General features: G+C 55.8%; 18 protein-coding genes. 5 read left to right on the forward strand and 13 right to left on the reverse strand.

Features of this window, described 5'->3' with window-relative positions:
* The first annotated feature begins 165 nt into the window (after window positions 1-165).
* Together KIF87_RS10180 and KIF87_RS10185 are read left to right on the forward strand one after the other, a co-directional pair.
* Window positions 166-990: a MurR/RpiR family transcriptional regulator gene (locus tag KIF87_RS10180; protein WP_213328653.1), complete on the forward strand. Its 825-nt coding sequence runs from the start codon at window positions 166-168 to the stop codon at window positions 988-990.
* A gap of 359 nt (window positions 991-1,349) precedes the next feature.
* Window positions 1,350-2,459: an SDR family oxidoreductase gene (locus KIF87_RS10185; protein WP_213328654.1), complete on the forward strand. Its 1,110-nt coding sequence runs from the start codon at window positions 1,350-1,352 to the stop codon at window positions 2,457-2,459.
* A 53-nt stretch (window positions 2,460-2,512) separates the two neighbouring features.
* Here the strand turns inward: KIF87_RS10185 and eno are convergent, their stop codons facing one another.
* The 5 genes from eno to rlmD all read right to left on the reverse strand — a co-directional run bounded on the left by eno (window position 2,513) and on the right by rlmD (window position 10,197).
* Complete coding sequence (eno, locus tag KIF87_RS10190; RefSeq protein ID WP_010434599.1) at window positions 2,513-3,811, reverse strand: phosphopyruvate hydratase; 1,299 nt, start codon at window positions 3,809-3,811, stop codon at window positions 2,513-2,515.
* Window positions 3,812-3,893: 82 nt separating this feature from the next.
* Complete coding sequence (pyrG, locus tag KIF87_RS10195) at window positions 3,894-5,531, reverse strand: glutamine hydrolyzing CTP synthase (RefSeq protein WP_010434601.1); 1,638 nt, start codon at window positions 5,529-5,531, stop codon at window positions 3,894-3,896.
* A 223-nt stretch (window positions 5,532-5,754) separates the two neighbouring features.
* Window positions 5,755-6,546: a nucleoside triphosphate pyrophosphohydrolase gene (mazG, locus tag KIF87_RS10200; RefSeq protein WP_063144725.1), complete on the reverse strand. Its 792-nt coding sequence runs from the start codon at window positions 6,544-6,546 to the stop codon at window positions 5,755-5,757.
* 69 nt (window positions 6,547-6,615) lie between these two features.
* Window positions 6,616-8,847 (reverse strand): GTP diphosphokinase, encoded by a 2,232-nt coding sequence (gene relA, locus KIF87_RS10205; protein ID WP_048976026.1) that lies wholly within the window; start codon window positions 8,845-8,847, stop codon window positions 6,616-6,618.
* Window positions 8,848-8,898: 51 nt separating this feature from the next.
* Window positions 8,899-10,197, reverse strand: coding sequence for a 23S rRNA (uracil(1939)-C(5))-methyltransferase RlmD (gene rlmD / locus KIF87_RS10210; protein WP_213328655.1), 1,299 nt, complete (start codon window positions 10,195-10,197; stop codon window positions 8,899-8,901).
* 57 nt (window positions 10,198-10,254) lie between these two features.
* Here rlmD and barA point away from each other — a divergent pair, with 57 nt between their 5' ends.
* The gene (gene barA / locus KIF87_RS10215) at window positions 10,255-13,014 is read left to right on the forward strand and encodes a two-component sensor histidine kinase BarA (RefSeq protein ID WP_121424547.1); all 2,760 of its coding nucleotides are present in this window, start codon (window positions 10,255-10,257) and stop codon (window positions 13,012-13,014) included.
* 95 nt (window positions 13,015-13,109) lie between these two features.
* On the opposite strand, the gene KIF87_RS10220 is transcribed toward barA, so the two are convergent.
* The 8 genes from KIF87_RS10220 to syd form a co-directional block, all read right to left on the reverse strand.
* Complete coding sequence (locus tag KIF87_RS10220; protein WP_213328656.1) at window positions 13,110-14,249, reverse strand: glycerate kinase; 1,140 nt, start codon at window positions 14,247-14,249, stop codon at window positions 13,110-13,112.
* Window positions 14,250-14,326: 77 nt separating this feature from the next.
* Window positions 14,327-15,664 carry a glucarate dehydratase gene (gene gudD / locus KIF87_RS10225; RefSeq protein ID WP_213328657.1) on the reverse strand — a complete coding sequence of 446 codons (1,338 nt, stop codon included), beginning with the start codon at window positions 15,662-15,664 and terminating at the stop codon, window positions 14,327-14,329.
* 15 nt (window positions 15,665-15,679) lie between these two features.
* The gene (locus KIF87_RS10230) at window positions 15,680-17,020 is read right to left on the reverse strand and encodes an enolase C-terminal domain-like protein (protein WP_213328695.1); all 1,341 of its coding nucleotides are present in this window, start codon (window positions 17,018-17,020) and stop codon (window positions 15,680-15,682) included.
* A complete protein-coding gene (gudP, locus tag KIF87_RS10235; protein ID WP_023309021.1) occupies window positions 17,020-18,375 on the reverse strand; it encodes a galactarate/glucarate/glycerate transporter GudP in 1,356 nt (451 codons plus the stop codon). Before gudP ends, KIF87_RS10230 begins: the two co-directional genes overlap by 1 nt.
* Window positions 18,376-18,670: 295 nt before the next feature.
* The gene (locus KIF87_RS10240) at window positions 18,671-19,120 is read right to left on the reverse strand and encodes a flavodoxin (RefSeq protein WP_213328658.1); all 450 of its coding nucleotides are present in this window, start codon (window positions 19,118-19,120) and stop codon (window positions 18,671-18,673) included.
* 24 nt (window positions 19,121-19,144) lie between these two features.
* On the reverse strand, window positions 19,145-19,921 hold the full coding sequence (gene truC / locus KIF87_RS10245; RefSeq protein ID WP_213328659.1) for a tRNA pseudouridine(65) synthase TruC: 777 nt from the start codon (window positions 19,919-19,921) through the stop codon (window positions 19,145-19,147).
* On the reverse strand, window positions 19,918-20,247 hold the full coding sequence (locus tag KIF87_RS10250) for a YqcC family protein (RefSeq protein ID WP_213328660.1): 330 nt from the start codon (window positions 20,245-20,247) through the stop codon (window positions 19,918-19,920). The genes truC and KIF87_RS10250 overlap by 4 nt, the downstream gene beginning before the upstream one ends.
* Before the next feature lie 631 nt (window positions 20,248-20,878).
* On the reverse strand, window positions 20,879-21,424 hold the full coding sequence (gene syd, locus KIF87_RS10255) for a SecY-interacting protein (protein WP_148768935.1): 546 nt from the start codon (window positions 21,422-21,424) through the stop codon (window positions 20,879-20,881).
* Window positions 21,425-21,493: 69 nt separating this feature from the next.
* On the opposite strand from syd, the gene queF reads away from it, so the two are divergent.
* Complete coding sequence (gene queF / locus KIF87_RS10260) at window positions 21,494-22,336, forward strand: NADPH-dependent 7-cyano-7-deazaguanine reductase QueF (RefSeq protein ID WP_213328661.1); 843 nt, start codon at window positions 21,494-21,496, stop codon at window positions 22,334-22,336.
* Window positions 22,337-22,452: 116 nt separating this feature from the next.
* A complete protein-coding gene (gene ppnN / locus KIF87_RS10265; protein ID WP_213328662.1) occupies window positions 22,453-23,817 on the forward strand; it encodes a nucleotide 5'-monophosphate nucleosidase PpnN in 1,365 nt (454 codons plus the stop codon).
* Window positions 23,818-24,231: the final 414 nt, after the last annotated feature.

A 24,231-nucleotide genomic window follows, 5' to 3' on the forward strand; every position in this document is an offset into this window, starting at 1 on the left:
TTTTTCATCTCCCCTTTGTTTGATGAAAATTTTTACCACATAAATATTATTACGTGAAAATTATCATCAAAAACCAGGAAGCCGATCATACTTTTTCAAAATGACTGGCATCTTTCCCCTCCTTTCCGCCACACTAGTCGCAGCGAAACACATTAAGGACGTGGCATGTCGGACCATGAAAATCTGCTGCTGAAGCTCCGCCAGGAGGCTTCCGGGTACAGCCCAACGCAACAAAAACTCGGCGAGTTTGTCCTCAGCGATCCTGCCCGGGTGCTCTACCTGACGATCACTGAACTGGCGCGCGAGAGCCACACCAGCGAGGCCAGCGTCACGCGTCTTTGCCGGACGCTGGGCTGCAAGGGCTATAACGAATTTAAAATGGCGCTTGCGCTGGATATTCAGCAGGGCCAGCCCGCGCGTCAGGCGGGGGATGAGATTGATAACGTCGTGGATGAGTCGGTGCAGGCTTTGCAGGATACCGCCAGGCTCCTCGACCGCACGCTGCTTGAAAAGGCGGCGCTGGCGCTGCACCAGTCGCAATCCGTGCAGATTTATGGCGTTGCGGCCAGCGCGATCCTCGGGGAGTATCTGCATTACAAGCTGCTGCGGCTGGGCAAACCCGCACAGCTGTTTAGCGATATGCACCGCGCGGCCATGAATGCGACAACGCTTTCGAAAGAGACGCTGGTTGTGGCCATCTCCAGTTCGGGTTCAACGCGGGATTTACTCCACGTGGTGAAGCTTGCCCGCAAGCGCGGCGTTAAGGTTCTGGCCCTCAGCAATACGCCCCGCAGCCCGCTGGCGTCTCTGAGCGACATGCTGCTGGTTGCCGCCAAACCAGAGGGTCCCCTTAGCGCAGGCGCACTTAATGCAAAGGTTGGGGTGATGCTGCTGGTCGAGCTGCTGACCACGTCCATGATTGCGCTGGATGGTCATTACGGCGACGTTAGCCAACAAACCGCCAGCGCCACGCTTCCGCTGTTACTCTAAAAAATCCTTCGCAGGCTAAATAAAACAGCCTGCGAGCTACGTCGTCTGATTTTAGTTAAGTGGTGTTTAAATCATTTATTTGGTAAATGTTTGGTGTAACAAATTATTATATTTATTACATTTTGAATTAAGTTTACTATTCGGGCGACCCACCATAAAAAACATTAAATTCAATAGGTTAAAATTTAAATTTTAATAGAGTGAATTTTTACCCTTCCGCTAATGTCCAATATATCCACCCGATTTCCTTTCCTTAAAATAAGCTTAAGATGCTGTCGGTTTCGGCGATTTATTATTTAAATGCCGTTTACTTTTGCGCGCCTACAATCCGCCTCATCAATCATAATGAGACGGTATTAATGAAGATGTTATTGATTACAGGCGTAACCGGATTTCTGGGCGGTGCAGTTCTTGAAAAAATCCTGACCAACGATCAATCCGTAGAACTCCTTTTGCTTGCGCGCGCCGGCGATCCGCAGAGCGGGCTGGAGCGCGTGCTGGAGAATATGCGCAAGTTCAACGTTCCTGAGGACAAACTGGCCTCTCTGAAGGTGGATAATATCCTGATTGGCGACCTCAGCCAGCCTGAAGCCTTTCTCAACGATCCCCGTCTGGATCGGGTGACGCATGTCGTTAACTGTGCGGCTGTCGCCTCATTTGGTAATAACCCGCTGATCTGGAAGGTCAACGTTGAAGGTACGCTCGCGCTGGCGCGCCGTATGGAGCAGGTCACAGGACTGCAGCGTTTCCTCCACGTTGGCACCGCGATGTCATGCACGCCGGAGCAGGATTCACTGGTCGCCGAAAGCGCTGAATTCAGAGAGAATGCTGAACACCTGGTGGAATACACGTTTTCGAAGTCAACCATAGAACAGCTGATGCGCCAGGAGTGTCCGAACCTGCCGCTGCTCATCGCCCGTCCGTCCATCGTCGTCGGCCATACCCGTCATGGCTGCACGCCGTCGAGCAGCATTTTCTGGGTCTTTAGCATGGGCCTGATGCTGCAGAAGTTTATGTGCTCAATGGAAGACCGGATCGACGTTGTTCCGGTGGATTATTGCGCCGACGCGATGTTAATGCTGCTCAACAGCAACGCTCGTCCGGGAGAAGTAGTACACATTTCTGCGGGAGAAGAGAACAGCGTTCGCTTTGCGGATATCGATCAGGCCATGGCGCAGGCGCTGGAGAAAGCCCCCGTCGGGGATAAATATGCTCAGGTCAGCTACGAAACACTGGTCAGAATGCGCCGCGAGTTGAAACATATTTTTGGGCCATGCAACGAACGTCTGATGCTGAAAGCCATGCGTTTATACGGTGCGTTTGCCACGCTTAACGTGCGCTTCAGCAACGATAAGCTTCTGAGCATGGGGATGCCGAAGCCACCCCGGTTTACGGATTACATCGCCCGCTGCGTGCAAACCACCCAGGGGCTGACCATTCCGGAGCAAATGGCGGTCGATTTTAAATAGCCAAAAAAAATGCCAGTCATTCGACTGGCATTTTCATTTTAAGGCTTAAGCAATTATGCCTGGCCTTTGATCTCTTTCAGACCGTTGTATGGTGCTTTTTCGCCCAGCGCTTCTTCGATACGAATCAGCTGGTTGTATTTAGCAACACGGTCAGAACGGCTCATAGAACCGGTTTTGATCTGGCCTGCAGCGGTACCCACAGCCAGGTCGGCAATGGTAGCGTCTTCAGTTTCGCCAGAACGGTGAGAGATAACAGCGGTGTAGCCAGCGTCTTTCGCCATTTTGATCGCAGCCAGAGTTTCGGTCAGAGAACCGATCTGGTTGAATTTGATCAGGATGGAGTTAACGATGCCTTTCTCGATGCCTTCTTTCAGGATCTTGGTGTTGGTTACGAACAGGTCGTCACCAACCAGCTGGATTTTGTCGCCCAGTACTTTAGTCTGGTATGCGAAACCAGCCCAGTCAGACTCGTCCAGACCGTCTTCGATAGACACGATTGGGTACTGTTTGGTCAGGTCTTCCAGGAAGTGAGTGAACTCTTCGGAGGTAAACGCTTTGTTGCCTTCGCCAGCCAGAACGTATTTACCGTCTTTGTAGAATTCAGATGCTGCACAGTCCATCGCCAGGGTGATGTCTTTGCCCAGCTCGTAGCCAGCAGCTTTTACTGCTTCTGCAATAACAGCCAGTGCTTCTGCGTTAGAACCCAGGTTTGGCGCATAGCCACCTTCGTCACCAACAGCAGTGTTCATACCTTTAGCTTTCAGAACTTTAGCCAGGTTGTGGAACACTTCAGAACCCATACGTACCGCTTCTTTCAGGGATTTCGCGCCAACTGGCTGAATCATGAATTCCTGAATATCAACGTTGTTGTCTGCGTGCTCACCACCGTTGATGATGTTCATCATTGGTACAGGCATGGAGTATTTGCCTGGGGTGCCGTTCAGTTCAGCGATGTGCTCGAACAGTGGCTGACCTTTCGCTGCTGCAGCTGCTTTGGCGTTCGCCAGGGAAACAGCCAGGATTGCGTTCGCACCGAAGTTAGATTTGTTTTCAGTACCGTCCAGATCGATCATGATCTTGTCGATGCCAGCCTGGTCTTTGGCGTCTTTGCCAAGGATTGCCTGAGCAATCGGACCGTTTACAGCGCCAACCGCTTTCAGTACGCCTTTGCCCAGGAAGCGGGATTTGTCGCCATCGCGCAGTTCCAGCGCTTCGCGAGAACCAGTAGAAGCGCCTGATGGAGCAGCAGCCATACCAACGAAACCACCTTCCAGGTGAACTTCGGCTTCAACGGTCGGGTTACCACGGGAGTCGATGATTTCACGACCGATGACTTTAACGATTTTGGACATTAGATTTTCCTCAGTACAAGTTAAACTAAAACTCCAGACAAACAACGCGTACCAAAGGTACGCGTTGCCGTTCTAACTTTTTTTACTTCGCCTGACGCTTCTGGTAGTCGCTGGCGGCCTTCACGAAGCCTGCAAACAGCGGATGCCCGTCACGCGGCGTTGAAGTAAATTCCGGGTGGAACTGGCAGGCGACAAACCACGGATGGTTTGGCACTTCAATGATCTCGACTAACTGATCATCCCCGGAGCGGCCCGCAACACGCAGGCCCGCGGCTTCAATAGGTTTCAACAACATGTTGTTGACTTCATAGCGGTGACGATGGCGCTCGGTGATGGTTGGTTCGCCATACAGCTTGCGAACCACGCTATCGTCAGACAGCTGGCAGGCCTGTGCGCCAAGACGCATGGTGCCACCCAGATCGCTCTTCTCGGTACGGACTTCGACGTTACCTTCTTCGTCACGCCATTCAGTGATAAGCGCCACCACAGGGTACTTACAGTCTGGCACAAATTCCGTAGAGTTCGCGTTTTCCATTCCCGCTACGTTGCGCGCAAATTCGATCAGCGCAACCTGCATACCCAGGCAGATGCCGAGGTATGGGATATTGTTTTCACGCGCATAGCGCGCGGTGGCGATCTTGCCTTCTACACCACGGTAGCCGAAGCCGCCAGGGATAAGGATAGCATCCAGATCTTTCAGGATTTCAACGCCACGCGTTTCTACATCCTGCGAATCAATCAGCTTGATGTTCACAGAGACACGGTTTTTCAGACCACCGTGTTTCAGCGCTTCGATCACTGACTTATAGGCATCCGGCAGTTCAATGTACTTGCCGACCATACCGATAGTCACTTCGCCTGCCGGGTTGGCTTCTTCATAAATAACCTGTTCCCATTCAGACAGGTTAGCTTCCGGACAGTTCAAGCTGAATCGTTTACAAATATAATCGTCCAGGCCCTGCGATTTCAACAGGCCCGGGATTTTATAAATGGAATCGACATCTTTCATTGAAATAACGGCTTTTTCAGGCACGTTACAGAACAATGCAATTTTCGCACGTTCGTTCGCCGGAACCGCGCGATCGGAGCGGCAAACCAGGATATCTGGCTGAATACCAATAGAGAGCAGCTCTTTCACAGAGTGCTGAGTCGGCTTGGTTTTCACTTCACCTGCGGCGGCCATGTACGGCACCAGGGTCAGGTGCATGAACAGCGCGTGTTCACGGCCAATATCTACCGCCAGCTGACGAATCGCTTCCAGGAATGGCAGGGATTCGATATCACCCACGGTACCGCCGATTTCCACCAGCACCACGTCGTGGCCTTCGCCACCCGCAACAATGCGTTCTTTGATTGCGTTAGTGATGTGCGGGATAACCTGAACGGTTGCACCCAGGTAGTCACCACGGCGCTCTTTACGCAGAACGTCGGAGTAGATGCGGCCAGTCGTGAAGTTGTTACGACGGGTCATTTTGGTGCGGATGAAACGCTCGTAGTGGCCAAGATCCAGATCGGTTTCAGCGCCGTCTTCAGTAACGAACACTTCCCCGTGTTGGATTGGGCTCATGGTACCCGGATCGACGTTGATGTACGGATCCAGTTTCATCATGGTCACATTGAGGCCACGGGCTTCAAGAATGGCTGCGAGGGAGGCTGCGGCAATGCCTTTACCCAGAGAGGATACGACCCCGCCGGTCACAAAAATATAGTTCGTTGTCATGCTGAACCTGAGAAGTTAGGGTGAAACGATGGAATAACCAGGACGGGAAAGTAGTATACCCGAACACGGCGAGCGCCACAAACTTTCATTCTCCGTCTCCATTCCAGGCCATGACAAACATAAGGAGTGAGAAAATAGCCCCTTTTGGGTAAATGTTTTTGACGCAAATCAAGCGCTTGTCATTTAAAAAATCACACAAATTGCGCTTGATCGCAAAATCTCGTTAGAGATCAGATTCCTGGCGCTTTACTTCCTGCCAGACTTCTTCCATTGCTTCGAGGTCAATTCCGGTCATTTCCAGGCCTCGCGAGGCGACAATCCGCTCAACTTCGCGAAAGCGTCGTTCGAATTTTATGTTGGCCTTTTGCAGGGCGGTTTCCGCTTTTACACCCAGGTGGCGAGAAAGGTTGACGGTCGCAAACAGCAGGTCGCCCATCTCTTCCTCAAGCTTTGCTTCATCCACCACCGCCTGCTGCGCTTCGTGCATGACTTCATCAATCTCTTCGTGCACTTTATCCAGCACCGGGCCGAGGGAGGTCCAGTCAAAACCCACGGCGGAGCAGCGTTTCTGGATTTTATGCGCGCGCATCAGCGCGGGCAGGCTCAGCGGAATATCATCCAGCGCCGAGTGCTGAGATTTTTCCGCCCGCTCGGCGCTTTTGATCTGCTCCCAGCGGGCTAGCACCTCGGCGCTGTTCCCTGCGGTGGCATCGCCAAAGATATGGGGATGACGGCGCTCCAGCTTGTCGCTTATAGCAGCGCAGATATCGTCAAAGTTAAAGCGCCCTTCTTCCTGCGCCATTTGCGCATAGAACACCACCTGGAACAGCAGATCGCCCAGCTCGCCGCGCAGGTCGTCAAAATCTTCACGGGAAATAGCGTCCAGCACCTCATAGGTCTCTTCAAGGGTGTACGGGGCGATGGTGGCGAAAGTCTGCTCTTTATCCCACGGACAGCCGTTTTCCGGGTCGCGCAGGCGTTTCATGATGCCGAGCAGGCGGTCGATTTGAGTCATGGTTATGTCCTGATAAAAAAATGCCGGGTGGCGGCTTACGCCTTACCCGGCCTACAAAAAAGGGAAATCTTATCCGCCGTGCAGACGACGCGCGTCAATCACATCCGGCACCTGGTTCAGTTTGCCGAGCACGCGGCCCAGCACCTGCAGGTTGTAGATTTCGATGGTCATATCGATGGTGGCAAGCTGCTCGCGGGTATCGCTGCGGCTGGCAACGCCCAGCACGTTGACCTTCTCGTTGGCGAGAATGGTCGTGATGTCGCGCAGCAGGCCGCTGCGGTCGTTGGCAGTGACGCGCACCACCAGCGAGTAGCCGGCGGAATAGCTCTCACCCCAGACCGCTTCCACGATGCGCTCCGGCGCATGCGACTGCAGCTCGGCAAGCTGATCGCAGTCGGAACGGTGAATCGAAATCCCGCGTCCCTGGGTGATAAAGCCGACGATATCGTCGCCCGGGATCGGCTGGCAGCAGCGGGCAATGTGGTGCATCAGATTGCCTACGCCCTCGACCACCACGCGGCCGTTGTCTTTGCTGCGCTGCTGCGGCGCATAGGTTTTCTGCTGCAGCTGCTTCAGCGCCGCCGCGTCCTGCTCTGCCGCGCTTGGCTTATTGAACTGCGCCTGCAGGAAGTTCACCATCTGATTCAGTCGGATATCACCGCCGCCAATGGCCGCTAGCAGCTCGTCAAGCTCGTTGAAGTTGTAGCGCGGCAGCAGGAATTTCTCCGCCTCTTTCAGGCTTATCCCGATATGCTCCAGCTCGTCGTCAAGGATCTGGCGACCGGCAAGGATGTTCTTGTCACGATCCTGTTTACGGAACCAGGCGTGAATTTTCGAGCGCCCGCGGCTGGTGGTGACGTAGCCCAGGTTAGGGTTAAGCCAGTCACGGCTCGGGTTGGGCTGCTTCTGGGTAATGATTTCAATCTGGTCACCCATCTGCAGCTGGTAGGTGAACGGTACGATTCGTCCGCCGATTTTCGCCCCGATGCAGCGGTGTCCCACATCGCTGTGGATGTGGTAGGCAAAATCGAGCGGCGTAGAGCCCGCAGGCAGGTCGACAACGTCCCCTTTCGGGGTAAAGACATAGACGCGGTCATCAAAGACCTGGCTACGCACTTCGTCGAGCATCTCGCCGGAGTCGGCCATCTCTTCCTGCCACGCAATCAGCTTGCGCAGCCAGGCAATGCGGTCTTCATGTCCTGAACGCGCCCCGCCGGACGTGCCTTCTTTGTATTTCCAGTGCGCGGCGACGCCCAGCTCGGCGTCTTCGTGCATCTGTTTGGTGCGGATCTGAATCTCGACCGTTTTGCCGCCAGGGCCAAGCACAACGGTATGGATAGACTGATAGCCGTTCGGTTTGGGGTTGGCGACATAGTCATCGAACTCATCGGGCAGATGACGGAAGTGAGTGTGTACTATCCCCAGCGCGGCGTAGCAGTCCTGCAGACGCTCCGCCACGATACGCACGGCGCGCACGTCAAACAGCTCGTCAAAGGCGAGGTGTTTCTTCTGCATTTTGCGCCAGATGCTGTAGATATGCTTAGGCCGACCGTAGACTTCGGCGCGCACGTTCTCTTCTTTCATCGCCTGGCGCAGGCCGCCGACAAATTCCTCGATATAGTGCTCGCGGTCGATACGGCGCTCATGCAGGAGTTTGGCAATACGTTTATATTCCGCCGGGTGCAGATAGCGGAAGCAGTAATCTTCCAGCTCCCATTTCAGCTGACCAATCCCTAAGCGGTTCGCCAGCGGCGCATAGATGTTTGTACACTCTTTGGCGGCGAGCACGCGCTCGTCTTCCGGCGCATCCTTCACCTCACGCAGGTGGGCAATCCGCTCGGCAAGCTTGATGACCACGCAGCGGAAATCATCCACCATGGCCAGCAGCATCCGGCGAACGTTATCGACCTGTTCTGAAGAGACGGAATCGGTGTGCGCGGCTTTGAGCTGGCGGATGGCCGCCATATCCCGCACGCCGTGGATCAGCGCGACGACGGATGTCCCGACGCTGTCGCGCAGCACGTCTTCGCTGACCACGTCCGCATCCGCGAGGGGGAAGAGAAGCGCGGCCTGCAGGGTTTCGATGTCCATGTTCAGCATGGACAGGATTTCAACCATCTCCACGCCGCGCCACAGGAGAAGATCGGCGTCGGGATGCCCCTGCGTAGTGCGCAGACAATAGGCCCAGGTTTCGGTTAAGCGTTCACACGACTGCTGGCTGGAAATTCCCAGACTTGCGATCCATTTTTGTGGGTCAAACTCCCCAGCTTTATTGAGATGTGCACTTCTTACCGCAACCATTGTCCTCTCCTTTAGGGACCTGGGCCTGTCGAAGTCGACAAGCCAAACAAATTAGATGTGCTCGAACAACACCATCGATTCCAGATGACCAGTGTGCGGGAACATGTCCAGCATTGCCAGACGCTGAATCTGGTAACCCGCGCTGATTAATGCCTCACTGTCCCGGGCAAGCGTTGCCGGGTTACAGGAAACATAGACCACACGCTTCGGCGCGAGTTTAATAATATGTGCCATCACACCCGGGGCACCGGCACGCGCCGGGTCGAGCAAAATTTTATCAAAGCCCTGTTTTGCCCACGGCTGTTGGGTGACATCTTCCTCAAGATTTTGATGAAAGAATGTCACATTTTGCAAGCCGTTCTGCTGCGCATTCTCCTGCCCTTTAGCCACCAGCGCCTCAACGCCTTCCACGCCGACGACGCTGGCCGCGTTTCGCGCCAGCGGCAGCGTGAAGTTGCCCATTCCGCAGAACAGATCGAGCACTCGATCGCTTTTCTGAACGTCCAGCCACGTCAGCGCTTTCTCAACCATCTGCTGGTTTACGCCATCATTCACCTGAATGAAATCCCGCGGGCTGAACGTTAAGCGTAGCCCGTTTGACGCATACCAGGGCGCCTCACCGGTAACCTGCTCAAGTATCTCGCTTTGTGGTGCAAGGAAAAGCGCCAGGTCGTGGGAATGCGAAAAACGTTCCAGTTTTTCGCGATCTTTTTTCGACAGCGGCGCGGTATGGCGCAGGACCATCAGCGGTCCATTGTTTGCCATAACCAGTTCGACATGCCCGAGGTGGCGAACGCCGTCCAGCCCGGAGAGACAGGTGCGCACTTCCGGAAGCAATGCCTCAAGATGGGGCACCAAAATGGGGCACTGCTGCACATCGACGATGTCACTGGAGCCGGCCTTGCGAAATCCCATCTCCAGCCGCGCCGTTTTTGGCTGATAGCTGAGGCTCAGGCGGGCGCGCCGACGGTAGCCCCAGGGCTCATCGGCGAGAATTTCGTTAACGTCGTGCTTAAGCTGACGCGCCAGCGCGCGGCTTTTGCTTTTTTGCTGTAATTCTGTGCTCGCATGCTGTTGCTGGCAGCCCCCGCAAACGCCAAAATGTGGGCAGCGGGGCTTCACGCGCTCCGGGCTATCGTTGAGACGACGCTTAACCTGTCCGCGCGCGAACTGGCGTTTATCTTCCGTCAGCGTAATTTCTGCTCGTTCTGTTGGCAGTAAACCTGTTATAAACAGAGCCTTACCATTGTGACGTGCCACTCCCTGACCAAACGGATCGAGGTCCGTGGCTTCAACAGTGATGATTTGACGCGTCGTCACGCGTCGCTTTGCAGAGTAGAATTGCGCCATCGCCGAGATTTTTCTCACATAAACATAATTATCTTAATTGTCCCATAACGGAACGCCATGACCAACTACAGCCTGCGCGCGCGCATGATGATTTTGATCCTCGCCCCCACCGTTCTCATCGGTTTGCTGCTGAGTATCTTCTTTGTGGTGCACCGCTATAACGATTTGCAGCGACAGCTGGAGGATGCAGGCGCCAGCATTATCGAACCGCTTGCCGTTTCCAGCGAGTACGGCATGAACCTGCAAAACCGCGAATCCATTGGTCAGTTAATCAGCGTACTCCACCGCCGCCACTCGGACATCGTACGCGCCATTTCCGTTTACGACGAACATAACCGCCTGTTTGTCACCTCGAATTTTCATCTCGATCCTGCGGCTCTGAAGATCCCGGACGGTACGCCGTTCCCGCGCCACCTCACCGTATTGCGGCGCGGCGATATCATGATCCTGCGCACGCCGATCGTATCGGAAAGCTATTCACCCGATGAGTCTGCGCAATCCGACGCCAAATCCAGCAACAATATGCTGGGATACGTGGCGCTGGAGCTGGATCTCAAGTCGGTCCGGCTACAGCAGTATAAAGAAATCTTCATCTCTGGCGTGATGATGCTGTTCTGCATTGGCATTGCGCTGATCTTCGGCTGGCGCCTGATGCGCGACGTGACGGGCCCCATCCGCAACATGGTTAACACGGTTGACCGCATCCGCCGGGGACAGCTCGACAGCCGGGTGGAAGGGTTTATGCTGGGCGAGCTGGATATGCTGAAGAACGGCATCAACTCGATGGCCATGTCGCTGGCGGCGTATCACGAAGAGATGCAGCACAACGTTGACCAGGCGACGTCCGACCTGCGCGAAACGCTGGAGCAGATGGAGATCCAGAACGTTGAGCTGGATCTGGCGAAAAAGCGCGCTCAGGAAGCGGCACGTATTAAGTCAGAATTCCTGGCCAATATGTCGCACGAGCTGCGTACGCCGCTCAATGGCGTGATCGGCTTCACCCGCCTGACCCTGAAAAGCGAGCTCAACCCGACTCAGCGCGATCACCTGCACACCATTGAACGCTCGGCCAACAACCTGCTGGCGATCATCAACGACGTGCTGGACTTCTCCAAGCTGGAAGCGGGCAAGCTGATCCTGGAGAGTATTCCCTTCCCGCTGCGCAGTACGCTGGATGAGGTGGTGACGCTGCTCGCGCACTCGTCGCACGACAAAGGCCTTGAGCTGACGCTCAACATTAAAAACGACGTGCCGGATAACGTTATTGGCGATCCATTGCGTCTGCAGCAGGTCATTACCAACCTTGTCGGGAATGCCATTAAATTCACCGAAAGCGGTAACATCGACATTCTGGTAGAAAAACGCTCGATCAGCAGCAATAAGGTGCAGATTGAAGTCCAGATCCGCGATACCGGCATCGGGATTCCGGAGCGGGATCAGTCGCGTCTGTTCCAGGCGTTCCGCCAGGCGGATGCCAGTATCTCCCGCCGTCATGGCGGTACCGGCCTGGGGCTGGTGATCACGCAGCGCCTGGTGAACGAGATGGGCGGCGATATCTCCTTCCACAGCCAGCCGAACCGCGGCTCAACCTTCTGGTTCCACATTAATCTGGACCTCAATCCAAACGTATTGACCGACGGTCCGGTGACGGACTGCCTGAAAGGCAAGCGTCTGGCCTACGTCGAACCTAACGCGGCGGCAGCGCAGTGCGCGCTCGATATTTTAAGCACCACGCCGCTGGAGGTGGTCTACAGCCCAACCTTCTCAGCGCTTGCCGTTGAGCACTACGACATTCTGCTGATGGGGATCCCGGTCACCTTTACCGGCGAACTGACCATGCAGCAGGAGCGGCTGGCGAAAGCCGCGTCAATGACCGACTATCTGCTGCTGGCGCTGCCCTGCCATGCCCAGCTCAATGCAGAAGAGTTGAAAAATGACGGGGCCGCCGCGTGTCTGCTGAAACCGCTCACCGCGACCCGCCTGCTGCCCGCGCTCACGGAGTATTGCCGTCTTAGCCAGCATGCCCTCCCGCTGATTGACGATGAGCAAAAATTGCCGATGAGCGTGATGGCGGTGGATGATAATCCGGCCAACCTGAAGCTTATTGGCGTATTGCTTGAAGACCAGGTTCAGCATGTGGAACTGTGCACCAGCGGCGCGCAGGCGGTTGAACAGGCTAAGCAGATGCAGTTTGATTTGATACTGATGGATATTCAGATGCCGGGCATGGATGGCATTCGGGCCTGCGAGCTGATCCACCAGCTGCCGCATCAGCAGCAAACACCGGTCATTGCGGTCACCGCGCACGCGATGGCCGGTCAGAAAGAGAAGCTGCTGAGCGCCGGAATGAATGATTATCTGGCGAAGCCAATCGATGAAGAGAAACTTCATAACCTGCTGTTACGCTATAAGCCGGGTCATATTGGCGGGACGTACACGGTTTCCAGCGAGCCGGTTGAAATCAGCGTCAACCAGAACGCGACCTTTGACTGGCAGCTTGCCCTGCGCCAGGCGGCAGGTAAGCCCGATTTGGCCCGCGAAATGCTGCAAATGCTGGTCGCGTTTCTGCCGGAAATTCGCAATAAGGTGGAAGAGCAGCTGGTGGGTGAAAACCCGGAAGATCTGCTGGAAGCAATCCACAAGCTGCATGGTAGCTGCGGTTACAGCGGCGTGCCGCGGCTGAAAAACCTCTGCCAGCTGCTGGAGCAGCAGCTGCGTGCCGGTACGCCGGAATCGGAGCTTGAACCGGAATTCCTGGAGCTGCTGGATGAGATGGATAACGTGACGCGGGAAGCGATGAAGGTATTGGGGAGCTGAGGTAAAAGCCCGGTGGCGCTACGCTTACCGGGCCTACAATTGCGGGTGCGGCCTGATGCCCTCACCCCGCCCCTCTCCCACGGGGAGAGGGAGAACTACATTCCCTGCCCCACTTTCAGCACCGCCGCGATATTCCTTGCGGCCATCCTGACGTTCTCGCTGGCATTTTCCAGCGCGTCTTCCAGCGAGCAGATGGTGTAGATCACGCTAAACACCGCATCAATGCCGTGATCGTGTACCACGCCAACGTCCGCCGTCAGGCTTCCTGCAATGCCGATAACGGGTTTGTTAAAGCGTTTTGCGATTTTCGCCACGCCCACCGGGACTTTGCCGTGGATCGTCTGGCTGTCGATGCGACCTTCTCCCGTGATCACCAGATCCGCATCGGCCACCTGGTCGGCCAGGTGTAGCGCATCGGTCACGATCTCAATGCCCTGGCGCAGCTGCGCGCCGCAAAAGGCGTACAGCGCGGCCCCCATGCCACCCGCCGCGCCGCCGCCAGCAAGGTTTAGCACATCGATATCCAGATCCCGGGCAATGACTCTCGCATACTGTGCCAGCGCGTTGTCCAGGGTAACGATCATCTCGGGAGTGGCCCCCTTTTGCGGGCCAAATACGGCGGACGCGCCATCCTTTCCGGTGAGCGGATTCGTCACATCACAGGCGACTTCTATCCGGCACTCCGCCAGACGTCTGTCCAGCCCGCTCAGGTCGATACGCGCGAGTTTTCCCAGCTCGCCGCCGCCCTGCCCAAGGGGCTGCCCGCTGTCGTCCAGCAGATTTGCCCCCAACGCCTGCACCATCCCTGCTCCGCCGTCATTGGTGGCGCTGCCGCCAATGCCAATGATGATATGCTTAACGCCTGCATCCAGCGCGTGACGAATAAGTTCGCCCGTGCCCCAGGAGGTGGTTTTCAGAGGATTACGCTGCGAAGGGACGACCAGCTCCAGGCCGCTTGCCGCCGCCATTTCAATAAAGGCACTCTGCTCGTCACCGGATAAGCCATAAAACCCTTCCACGCGCTCACCCAGCGGACCGGTCACCGGAACATGCACAATGCGTCCCTGCGTTGCCGCGATCATCGCCTCAACCGTCCCTTCGCCACCGTCCGCGACCGGCAGTTTGACGTAAACCGCCTCGGGGAAGATCTCGCGAAAACCACGTTCTATCGCTGTCGCAACCTCAAGCGCACTCAAACTTTCCTTATACGAGTCCGGTGCGATAACAATTTTCATAAGCCATCCTTACGCATAGTCGTTACGTTAAGCATACACCACGTAAAAGACCGCTTTTGGGAGCGGTCCCAATGCGTTTATCGTACCATGCACGGGCGTTTATTGTCGAATGTCCAGTCCGGGATCAGATACTGCATCGCCATCGCGTCGTCGCGCGCGCCCAGACCGTGTTTCTGATACAGCTCGTTGGCCTTCATGACCTGGTCCATATCCAGCTCAACTCCCAGCCCCGGGGTGGAAGGCACCTGCACCATGCCACCTTTGATCTCAAACGGCTGCTTAGTCAGATGCTGGTTACCTTCCTGCCAGATCCAGTGCGTGTCGATAGCGGTAATCGTGCCCGGCGCGGCGGCGGCAACGTGCGTGAACATCGCCAGCGACACGTCGAAGTGGTTGTTAGAGTGCGAGCCCCAGGTCAGGCCAAACTCGTGGCACATTTGCGCCACGCGCACCGACCCCTGCATCGTCCAGAAGTGCGGGTCCGCCAGCGGAATATCAACAGACTGCAAGGACAGGGTGTGTCCCATCTGACGCCAGTCGGTCGCAATCATATTGGTCGCGGTCGGCAGCCCCGTTGCGCGGCGGAATTCCGCCATGACTTCACGTCCTGAGAAGCCTTGCTCAGCCCCACACGGATCTTCCGCATACGCCAGCACGCCTTTCAGCTGTTTACCGATCGCAATGGCCTCCTTAAGCGACCATGCGCCGTTCGGATCCAGCGTCACGCGCGCCTGCGGGAAACGTTTTGCCAGCGCGGTGACGGCTTCCGCCTCTTCCTCACCGGCCAGCACGCCGCCTTTCAGTTTGAAATCATTGAAGCCATATTTTTCATAAGCGGCTTCCGCCAGGCGCACCACCGCATCCGGGGTCATCGCCTCGTCGTGGCGGAGTCGGTACCAGTCGCATTGTTCATCCGGCTGGCTCTGATAAGGCAGCGGCGTCAGCCTGCGGTCGCCGACAAAGAACAGATAGCCCAGCATTTCCACTTCGCTGCGCTGCTGACCCTCGCCCAGCAGCGACGCAACGTTGACGCCCAGATGCTGACCCAGCAGATCCAGCAACGCGGATTCAATCCCGGTCACCACGTGGATGGTGGTGCGCAGATCGAAGGTCTGCAGGCCACGCCCTCCGGCATCGCGATCGGCAAAGGTGTTGCGCACGGTGTTGAGGATATTTTTGTACTCACCCAGCGTTTTGCCCACCACCAGCGGAATGGCATCTTCCAGCGTTTGGCGGATCTTCTCCCCGCCCGGAATTTCGCCCACGCCCGTATGGCCGGAATTGTCTTTGATAATGACAATGTTGCGGGTAAAGAATGGCGCATGCCCGCCGCTCAGGTTCATCAACATGCTGTCATGGCCCGCAACCGGAACGATCTGCATGGCGGTAACTACAGGGGTAGAAAAAGTACTCATCGTTCAATCCTTTTATCAGTGACGTCCGAAAACAGGGCGCTTACGGTCAAATGTCCAGCCGGGGATCAGGTACTGCATCGGGCCCGCGTCGTTACGCGCGCCGCCCGGTAGCTTTTTATACGCCTCATGGGCTTTATGGATCTGATCCCAGTCAATCTCCACGCCCAGGCCCGGCGCATCCGGTACGGCAATCTTGCCATTGATGATTTCCAGCGGATTTTTCGTCAGGCGAGCTTCCCCTTCCTGCCAAATCCAGTGGGTGTCGATGGCGGTCGGGTTACCCGGCGCCGCCGCGCCAACGTGGGTAAACATCGCCAGCGAAATGTCAAAGTGGTTGTTCGAGTGACAGCCCCAGGTCAGCCCCCAGTCATCGCACAGCTGCGCCACGCGCACTGCGCCTGAAAGCGTCCAGAAGTGCGGGTCCGCCAGCGGTATGTCGACGGCGTTCAGCATCACCGCGTGACCCATTTCACGCCAGTTGGTGGCGATCATATTGGTCGCGACAGGCAGCCCGGTGGCACGACGGAACTCGGCCATGACTTCACGGCCCGAGAAGCCCTGCTCCGCGCCGCAGGGGTCTTCCGCATAGGTCAGGACATCCCCCAGCCCTTTGCACAGGCTAATCGCTTCATCCAGCAGCCATGCGCCGTTGGGATCGACGGTGATCCGTGCATCCGCAAAGCGTTTTTTCAGCGCCCGGGCCGTTTCAATCTCCTGCTCGCCGGGCAGCACGCCGCCCTTCAGCTTGAAATCCTTAAAGCCGTAGCGATCCTGCGCCGCCTCGGCCAGCCGCACCACCGCGTCGCTGGAGAGCGCTTCCCGGTGGCGCAGGCGATACCAGTCGTGATCGCCCGTGGATCGCGCCAGATAGGGGAGATCGGTCTTATTGCGATCGCCAACGTAGAACAGATAGCCCAGCACGGTTACCGCATCGCGCTGTTTGCCGGGCCCCAGCAGCTCGCAAACCGGAACATTGAGCGCCTTACCCAGTAAATCGAGCAGGGCGGCCTCCAGGGCGGCAACGGCGTTGACCCGCAGTTCAAACGTCCAGGCACCTTTACCGAACGTATCAAAGTCTGCCGACTGATTGCCCTTATGCACCCGCTGAACCACCTTGTTCAGACGGGCGATCTCCTGGCCCACGACCTGCGGAATGGCATCGACCAGCGTCTGGTAAATCACCTCTCCGCCTGGGGCCTCGCCCACGCCGGTATTCCCTGCGCTGTCTTTCAGCACAACGATATTACGGGTAAACCAGGCGTTATGCGCACCGCCAATATTGAGCAGCATGCTGTCCTGTCCGGCCACCGGGATGACCTTCATCTCCGTGACGGTTGGACTCGATTGCGTTGTCATCATCCACGCTCCGCTACAGGTTTAAGTTCGACGCGTTTGATATCCCCCACCAGCACCAGGTAACTCAGCACCGCCACCAGCGCATGCACACCCACGTAGATCAGCGCACCGTTGAAAGAGCCGGTGGTGCCGACGATGTAGCCGATAGCGATGGGCGTAACAATCCCGGAGATGTTGCCGAACATGTTGAACAGACCGCCGCTCAGGCCGCTGATCTCTTTCGGTGCCGTATCCGCCATCACCGCCCAGCCCAGCGCGCCAATGCCTTTGCCGAAGAAGGCCATCGCCATAAAGCCGATAATCATCCATTCGGCATTGACGTAGTTACAGAACACCATGGTCATGGAGAGCAGCATGCCGAGCACAATCGGCGTTTTACGCGCGATGTTCAGTGACCCCGTGCGGCGCATCAGCCAGTCGGAAATCACCCCGCCGAGCACGCCGCCGACGAAGCCGCAGATTGCCGGAACCGAGGCGACAAAGCCCGCTTTTAGAATCGACATGCCGCGTGCCTGCACCAGGTACACCGGGAACCAGGTGATGAAGAAGTAGGTTAAGGCGTTAATACAGTACTGGCCCAGATAGATGCCGATCATCATGCGCGAGCCGACGAGCTGCTTGATCTGCGCCCATTTCTGGCTGAACGGGACTTTTGCTTTTGCGGATTTCTGATCCATGTTGATCAGCGCTCCGCCTTCTGCGATGTACTCCAGCTCTTTTTTGTTCACGCCAGGATGCTGGTTGGGTTCGTGGATCACTTTCAGCCAGACGAAGCTGATGACGATCCCAAGCCCGCCCATGAAGAAGAAGACGTGTGACCAGCCTACCTCATGCGTCAGCCAGCCCATGATTGGCGCGAAGATCACCGTTGCGAAGTACTGTGCGGAGTTGAAAATCGCCACCGCCGTTCCCCTCTCCTGCGCCGGGAACCATGCCGCCACAATGCGACTGTTGCCCGGGAAGGAAGGTGCTTCCGCTAAGCCTACCAGGAAGCGCAGCGTGAAGAGCGCTACGATAATACCGAAGCCGCTGAAGATATCGACAAAACCCTGCAACAGGGTAAACATCGACCAGATAAAGATAGACCAGAAATAGACGCGTTTAGATCCAAAACGGTCCAGCAGCCAGCCGCCAGGAATTTGGCCGATGACGTAGGCCCATGAGAATGCGGAGAAAACGTAACCCATGCCCACGGGATCAAGGCCGATATCTTTTGCCATTTCCGAGCCGGCAATCGACAGCGTGGCGCGGTCACCATAGTTAAAGGACGTGACGATAAACAGCATCACCACTATCCAGTAGCGGGCGTTGGTGCGCTTTTCAGCGCTGCTCGCTGCGTGGCTTAATGTACTCATTGTTGCACTCCTGAAACATAGCTTTCGCCTGGTTCATTCTGTACAGCACCGGTAGGGTAATCAGAATGAGACTTGTGTTTTGTCGTTTTGGTACGGCCTGAAGCCGTTTTATAGTGACCGGGAAAGTATATGAAGGAGTGACACGTTCTCTCACCGTGCAGAAACACAGTATTGAAGGGGGTATGAGAGGTTGTTTATGGCATAAGCCCAAGGGAGTGGAAGGTGGTTCACGGAATTGAGGATTTGCTGCGGCTTCGTTGCCGGGTAGCGGCTAAGCCTTACCCGGCCTGGATAACTATTTAAGGAGAGTTGCCCAGTGCTCAACCCACGGGTTTGATTCGCTTTCTGGCTCCGGGTGCTCCCCGGCATCAATCAGCAGCATCTCGCCGACGCGCTGGGCGCTCTGTTCCTGCAGGAGCGCATCGAACTGCTTGCCGCCGCCGCAGAAGTTGGCGTAAGAGCTGTCGCCCAGGGCAATGATGCCGTAGTGCACGTTCGGCTGATAGCCAAGCTGGTCTTTAATGCCCTGGAACAGCGGCACGATGCTGTCCGGCAGATCGCCCTGCCCGGTGGTGGAGGTCACCACCAGAATGTATTTATCTTGATACTTTTGCCAGTCCGCCAGTTCCGGGTCTTCATAGACCGTGGCTTTATGGCCCTGGCTGGCGAGTATTGCCTCAGCCTCTTCCGCTACCAGCAGCGAGTTGCCGTACATTGTGCCGACAAAAATGCCTACTTCAGCCATGATATTTTCCCATAATGAATGCGTTTACCGTTCATCCTGAACGTTGCCTGATACAAACTCAACCCTTTCATTTTCGGGGAGTTGTCCCAGCCAGCCAAACTGTGACAGCGCCTGCATCCAGACGTCGTCCAGCCCGGCACGGATAGACAGCGGTTCGCCGGTAAACGGGTGCGTCAGGCTCAGCTCGCTGGCGTGCAGCATCAGACGATGGCAGCCAAAGTGTTCGGCCGCGCTGCGGTTCTGGCGCAAATCACCGTGTTTGCTGTCGCCAATAATCGGGTGGCGCAGGTGCGCGAGATGGCGTCGCAGCTGGTGCTTACGCCCGGTTTTAGGCAGAAGCTCAACCAGGCTGTAGCGTGTGGTCGGAAATTTGCTGGTTGCCACCGGCATTTCGGTCGTCGCCATGCCGCGATAATCCGTCACTGCGGGCTGCGGACCTTTGTCATCGCGGGAAAATTTATCGGCGATTTTGTCCAGTTCCTCCACCAGCGGGTAGTCCAGCGTGGCGGCTTCCGTCAGCCAGCCACGGACGATAGCGTGGTAGCGCTTTTGCATCTGGTGCTGTTCGAACTGCTGTGACAGCAGGCGTCCCGCCTCGCTGGAAAGCCCCATCAGCAGCACGCCGGAGGTCGGCCTGTCGAGACGATGGGCGGTAAAAACATGCTGACCAATCTGGTCGCGAACGGTCTGCATCACCACCACTTTCTCATCACGATCGAGCCAGCTGCGGTGTACCAGCCAGCCTGACGGTTTATTCACCGCCACCAGCCACTCGTCCTGATAGAGGATCTCAAGCGTCATGCATCGTCACCGGCAAACAGGGTATCCAGTTTTTCCAGTTCGACCAGCATCACGTCGCGCGCAGGGTGCGTCGCCTCGAGCGCCATTTCATAGTAGGGAGAGACAGCAAACGCCTGCGGCAGCGGGTGACCGCCCTCAAGCAGGGCGTGCATGCGCGGAATTAACACCCACTGTAGCCACTCAAACGGGGCCAGCGTATCCAGGCAGAAGGGCTGGGTGCTCGCGAACGCTTCTGGCTGCGGCGCGGTCTCCTGCCACAGCTGATGTTGGCGCAAAAGGGCTTCGATGGCGTGCAACTGGGCACGAACGCTATCGTGTTGCGTCATAGTAACCTCAACTGAAAAAGTGAACGGCGCGCAGCATAGCATTGCGGAAGGCAGAAATAAAAAAAGGGAGCACTGTAAAAACAGTGCTCCCGGTTCGTTCCGCAGCATTCCAGCTACAATTCGTGCTCCCTGCTCATCCGTGACAACTTTTCCTGAAGCCCGAAGGCCTGGTCATCCGTAAACCGTTGCATCCTGCACACATCTTCCTGACGTGTTTGTTTCATCCTGAAACGTCCTGGCCTTCCTGACCCACCGACCATCCTGACCGGCTCTCGTTCTCCTTCCTGGAGGTGTCCCTTACGCATCCTGCGTTATCCACTTTGCTTCATCCTGAAGCCTTCCTGCAGCGCCATCCTGACGAGTCCTGAGTGAGATACGCCATCATCCTGATGTTCGTTTCTCGTGTCGGCGTCCTGTCGACGGAGATAGAATCCGCTATTCCGCTTCGTCTTACAACCCACCCTTTCGGGGTTGTAAGCCGTAAGAAATCCCTAAAAACGATGCGATAAACCACTAATCTATTGAAAAATAGAGTGATATTAATCTGAATTAAATAAGGTAATACTGAATGTTCCAGCGATCTCTCACAAACCTTGTAAGAGATCTCTCACACGCGCTATAGCATCATGGATTACAGAAGTGGCTCAAGTCGGGTGAGGAAATCCGCAAGAGAGGGGGCGAGAGTCTCGCGATTGCGGGTTCCGATAGTCTCTTTAACCACTTCACCTGACAGGTTACAGACGGATAACACATCCAGTTCGCTGTCCAGCGTGGCAATAAAGAGCGTCGGAGAAAGCTTAAGGCGTTTTTGCGTGACCAGATGACCAATCAGGTTTTCCTGAACACGCTGCAGATCGTCTTCGCTCCAGGTCTGCAACAGCGTCAGCGTGATATCAGCAAAGCGCGCGGGCATATCCCCTGCGAACTGAGTAGTATAAAACGCGTGAACCGCTGGTTGTACCACAATGTCCATTGCCCGTTCAACCGCATTTACATTTTGCTCGCCGGTATTGGGCTTCGGCTGCCAGATAACGTAATCCTCAAGCGAAGAGATAATGCACGGCGAGGGTACACCATATAAATCAGCACTTTGCGGCCACGAGCCCTGCTTTTCATGCCATGCGTCGCAATAGCGGGTCGTGAAGGTAGTGAGGGCATTTGCAGTTTCGATGTCCACCGATTTCTCTCTTCTTGTCAGACAGGATAAACTCAGCCCATAAGTGTACCTGTAAAGTGGCTATGAAACATGTCTTACGAAAATCATCATGCGTTAACCGGCTTAACGCTGGGTAAATCGACCGATTACCGCGATACCTACGATGCAGGCCTGCTGCAGGGCGTGCCGCGCAGCCTGAATCGCGATCCTCTGGGTCTGCATGCGGACGCATTGCCGTTTGTCGGCGGCGATATCTGGACGCTGTACGAACTCTCCTGGCTCAACGCACGCGGTCTGCCGCAGGTGGCGGTGGGCCACGTTGAGCTGGATTACGCCAGCGTTAATCTCGTCGAGTCCAAAAGCTTTAAGCTCTATCTCAACAGTTTTAACCAGACAAAATTCAACAGCTGGGATGACGTTCAGCACACCCTGGAACGTGATTTAAGCGCCTGCGCGCAGGGAAAGGTAAGCGTTTCACTGTATCGCCTGCACGAGCTGGAAGGGCAGCCGGTCGCCCACTTCAACGGGACCTGCATCGACGATCAGGATATCGAGGTGGAGAATTATGAATTCAGCGCCGATTACCTCGAAAACGCGGCGAGCGGAAAGGTGGTCGAAGAGACGCTGGTCAGCCATCTGCTGAAATCCAACTGCCTGATCACCCACCAGCCGGACTGGGGCTCGGTGCAGATCCAGTACCGCGGCCCGAAAATCGACCGGGAAAAATTGCTGCGCTACCTGGTGTCGTTCCGCCATCACAACGAATTCCACGAGCAGTGCGTGGAGCGTATCTTTAGCGATATTCAGCGTTTCTGCCAGCCAGAAAAATTGAGCGTTTATGCGCGCTACACCCGCCGCGGCGGACTGGACATCAACCCGTGGCGCACCAACACCGATTTTGTGCCTGCGACGGGACGGCTGGTGCGTCAATAATATAAATATTTTCACAATATGCGCGGTATCTTCCGCGCTTTAGGTTGTGAAACGTCACGCGGCAGGGCTATTGTAATCAACAGGGAAAGACGATAATCGTCCCGTAAGGAGCTCACTTGATTACACATATTAGCCCGCTTGGCTCAATGGATATGTTGTCGCAGCTGGAAGTGGACATGCTTAAGCGCACGGCCAGCAGCGATCTTTATCAACTGTTTCGTAACTGTTCACTTGCCGTACTGAACTCCGGAAGCCTGACAGATAACAGTAAAGAACTGCTGTCCCGCTTCGAAAGCTTTGATATCAACGTGCTGCGCCGCGAGCGTGGCGTGAAGCTTGAAGTCATCAACCCGCCGGAAGAGGCCTTTGTCGACGGGCGCATCATTCGTTCACTTCAGGCTAACCTGTTTGCCGTGCTGCGTGACATCCTGTTTGTTAACGGGCAGATCCACAACGCAGGCCGTTTCCAGCATCTCGACCTGGAAAGCTCGGTCCATATTACCAACCTGGTGTTCTCCATTTTGCGTAACGCCCGCGCCCTGCACGTTGGTGAAGCGCCGAACATGGTCGTCTGCTGGGGCGGTCACTCCATTAACGAAACCGAATACCTTTATGCCCGTAGGGTAGGAACGCAGCTCGGACTGCGCGAGCTGAACATCTGTACCGGCTGCGGTCCGGGTGCGATGGAAGCGCCAATGAAAGGTGCCGCAGTGGGGCACGCGCAGCAGCGTTATAAAGAGGGGCGGTTTATCGGCATGACCGAGCCGTCAATTATCGCCGCTGAGCCACCTAACCCGCTGGTTAACGAGCTGATTATCATGCCGGATATCGAGAAGCGTCTTGAGGCGTTTGTCCGTATCGCCCACGGCATTATCATCTTCCCGGGCGGCGTGGGGACAGCGGAAGAGCTGCTCTACCTGCTTGGTATTCTGATGAACCCGGCTAACAAAGATCAGGTTCTGCCGCTGATCCTGACCGGGCCAAAAGAGAGCGCCGACTACTTCCGCGTGCTGGACGAGTTTATCGTGCACACGCTGGGTGAATCCGCGCGTCGTCACTATCGCATCATCATTGACGATGCCGCAGAGGTGGCGCGCCAGATGAAAAAAGCGATGCCGCTGGTGAAGGAGAACCGTCGCGATACCGGCGATGCGTACAGTTTTAACTGGTCAATTCGCATTGCGCCGGACCTGCAGATCCCGTTCGAGCCTTCGCATGAAAATATGGCGAACCTGAAACTCTACCCGGACCAGCCGGTGGAAGTTCTGGCGGCCGATCTGCGTCGTGCCTTCTCCGGGATTGTGGCGGGCAACGTCAAAGAGATGGGCATCCGCGCCATTGAACAGTACGGCCCGTACAAGATCCACGGCGACCCGGAGATGATGCGCCGTATGGACGACATGCTGCAGGGCTTCGTCGCCCAGCACCGCATGAAGTTGCCAGGCTCCGCCTACATTCCTTGCTACGAAATCTGCACCTAACGCTTAGCAGCGTCTCATCAAAACCGGGTCGCCCTCTCGCGCGTCCCGGTTTTTTTTTACCGAAGCAATTCATAGGCATCACTTATGTCTTTTACAAACTATTCACAAACGCAAACGATTACCTCATTTTTACAACCGTAAGTTATCAGCCTTAATCCAAATTACCCGCCAGAAAATCCTAAAAACCCAATTCTTTACAGCTAAAGACACCTATATCACGGGTCGGTCTTTCAGCTCACATGTCGTTGGTGGTAGCCTTCGCGCCCGTAAATTCTCTTTGATGTTTTTTTAACAGATAAATGGTCTAAAGATGCCCACATCATAAGTGGATTATTGCATTTGGGATCAGGATCACTGATAGATTCATAACTAGAATGTATCTTTCCGCCCGCCAATAGTTACGGGTGAAAATTA

It is taken from the genome of Enterobacter sp. 120016 (genome assembly GCF_018383635.1).
GTDB classification, from domain to species: Bacteria; Pseudomonadota; Gammaproteobacteria; order Enterobacterales; family Enterobacteriaceae; genus Enterobacter; species Enterobacter asburiae_D.

Excerpts from the sequence above, each read along its gene's own strand:
- KIF87_RS10180 (WP_213328653.1), top strand. The coding sequence starts at position 166 with ATGTCGGACCATGAAAATCTGCTGCTGAAGCTCCGCCAGGAGGCTTCC.
- KIF87_RS10185 (WP_213328654.1), top strand. The coding sequence starts at position 1,350 with ATGAAGATGTTATTGATTACAGGCGTAACCGGATTTCTGGGCGGTGCA.
- eno (WP_010434599.1), bottom strand. The coding sequence starts at position 3,811 with ATGTCCAAAATCGTTAAAGTCATCGGTCGTGAAATCATCGACTCCCGT.
- pyrG (WP_010434601.1), bottom strand. The coding sequence starts at position 5,531 with ATGACAACGAACTATATTTTTGTGACCGGCGGGGTCGTATCCTCTCTG.
- mazG (WP_063144725.1), bottom strand. The coding sequence starts at position 6,546 with ATGACTCAAATCGACCGCCTGCTCGGCATCATGAAACGCCTGCGCGAC.
- relA (WP_048976026.1), bottom strand. The coding sequence starts at position 8,847 with ATGGTTGCGGTAAGAAGTGCACATCTCAATAAAGCTGGGGAGTTTGAC.
- rlmD (WP_213328655.1), bottom strand. The coding sequence starts at position 10,197 with ATGGCGCAATTCTACTCTGCAAAGCGACGCGTGACGACGCGTCAAATC.
- barA (WP_121424547.1), top strand. The coding sequence starts at position 10,255 with ATGACCAACTACAGCCTGCGCGCGCGCATGATGATTTTGATCCTCGCC.
- KIF87_RS10220 (WP_213328656.1), bottom strand. The coding sequence starts at position 14,249 with ATGAAAATTGTTATCGCACCGGACTCGTATAAGGAAAGTTTGAGTGCG.
- gudD (WP_213328657.1), bottom strand. The coding sequence starts at position 15,664 with ATGAGTACTTTTTCTACCCCTGTAGTTACCGCCATGCAGATCGTTCCG.
- KIF87_RS10230 (WP_213328695.1), bottom strand. The coding sequence starts at position 17,020 with ATGACAACGCAATCGAGTCCAACCGTCACGGAGATGAAGGTCATCCCG.
- gudP (WP_023309021.1), bottom strand. The coding sequence starts at position 18,375 with ATGAGTACATTAAGCCACGCAGCGAGCAGCGCTGAAAAGCGCACCAAC.
- KIF87_RS10240 (WP_213328658.1), bottom strand. The coding sequence starts at position 19,120 with ATGGCTGAAGTAGGCATTTTTGTCGGCACAATGTACGGCAACTCGCTG.
- truC (WP_213328659.1), bottom strand. The coding sequence starts at position 19,921 with ATGACGCTTGAGATCCTCTATCAGGACGAGTGGCTGGTGGCGGTGAAT.
- KIF87_RS10250 (WP_213328660.1), bottom strand. The coding sequence starts at position 20,247 with ATGACGCAACACGATAGCGTTCGTGCCCAGTTGCACGCCATCGAAGCC.
- queF (WP_213328661.1), top strand. The coding sequence starts at position 21,494 with ATGTCTTACGAAAATCATCATGCGTTAACCGGCTTAACGCTGGGTAAA.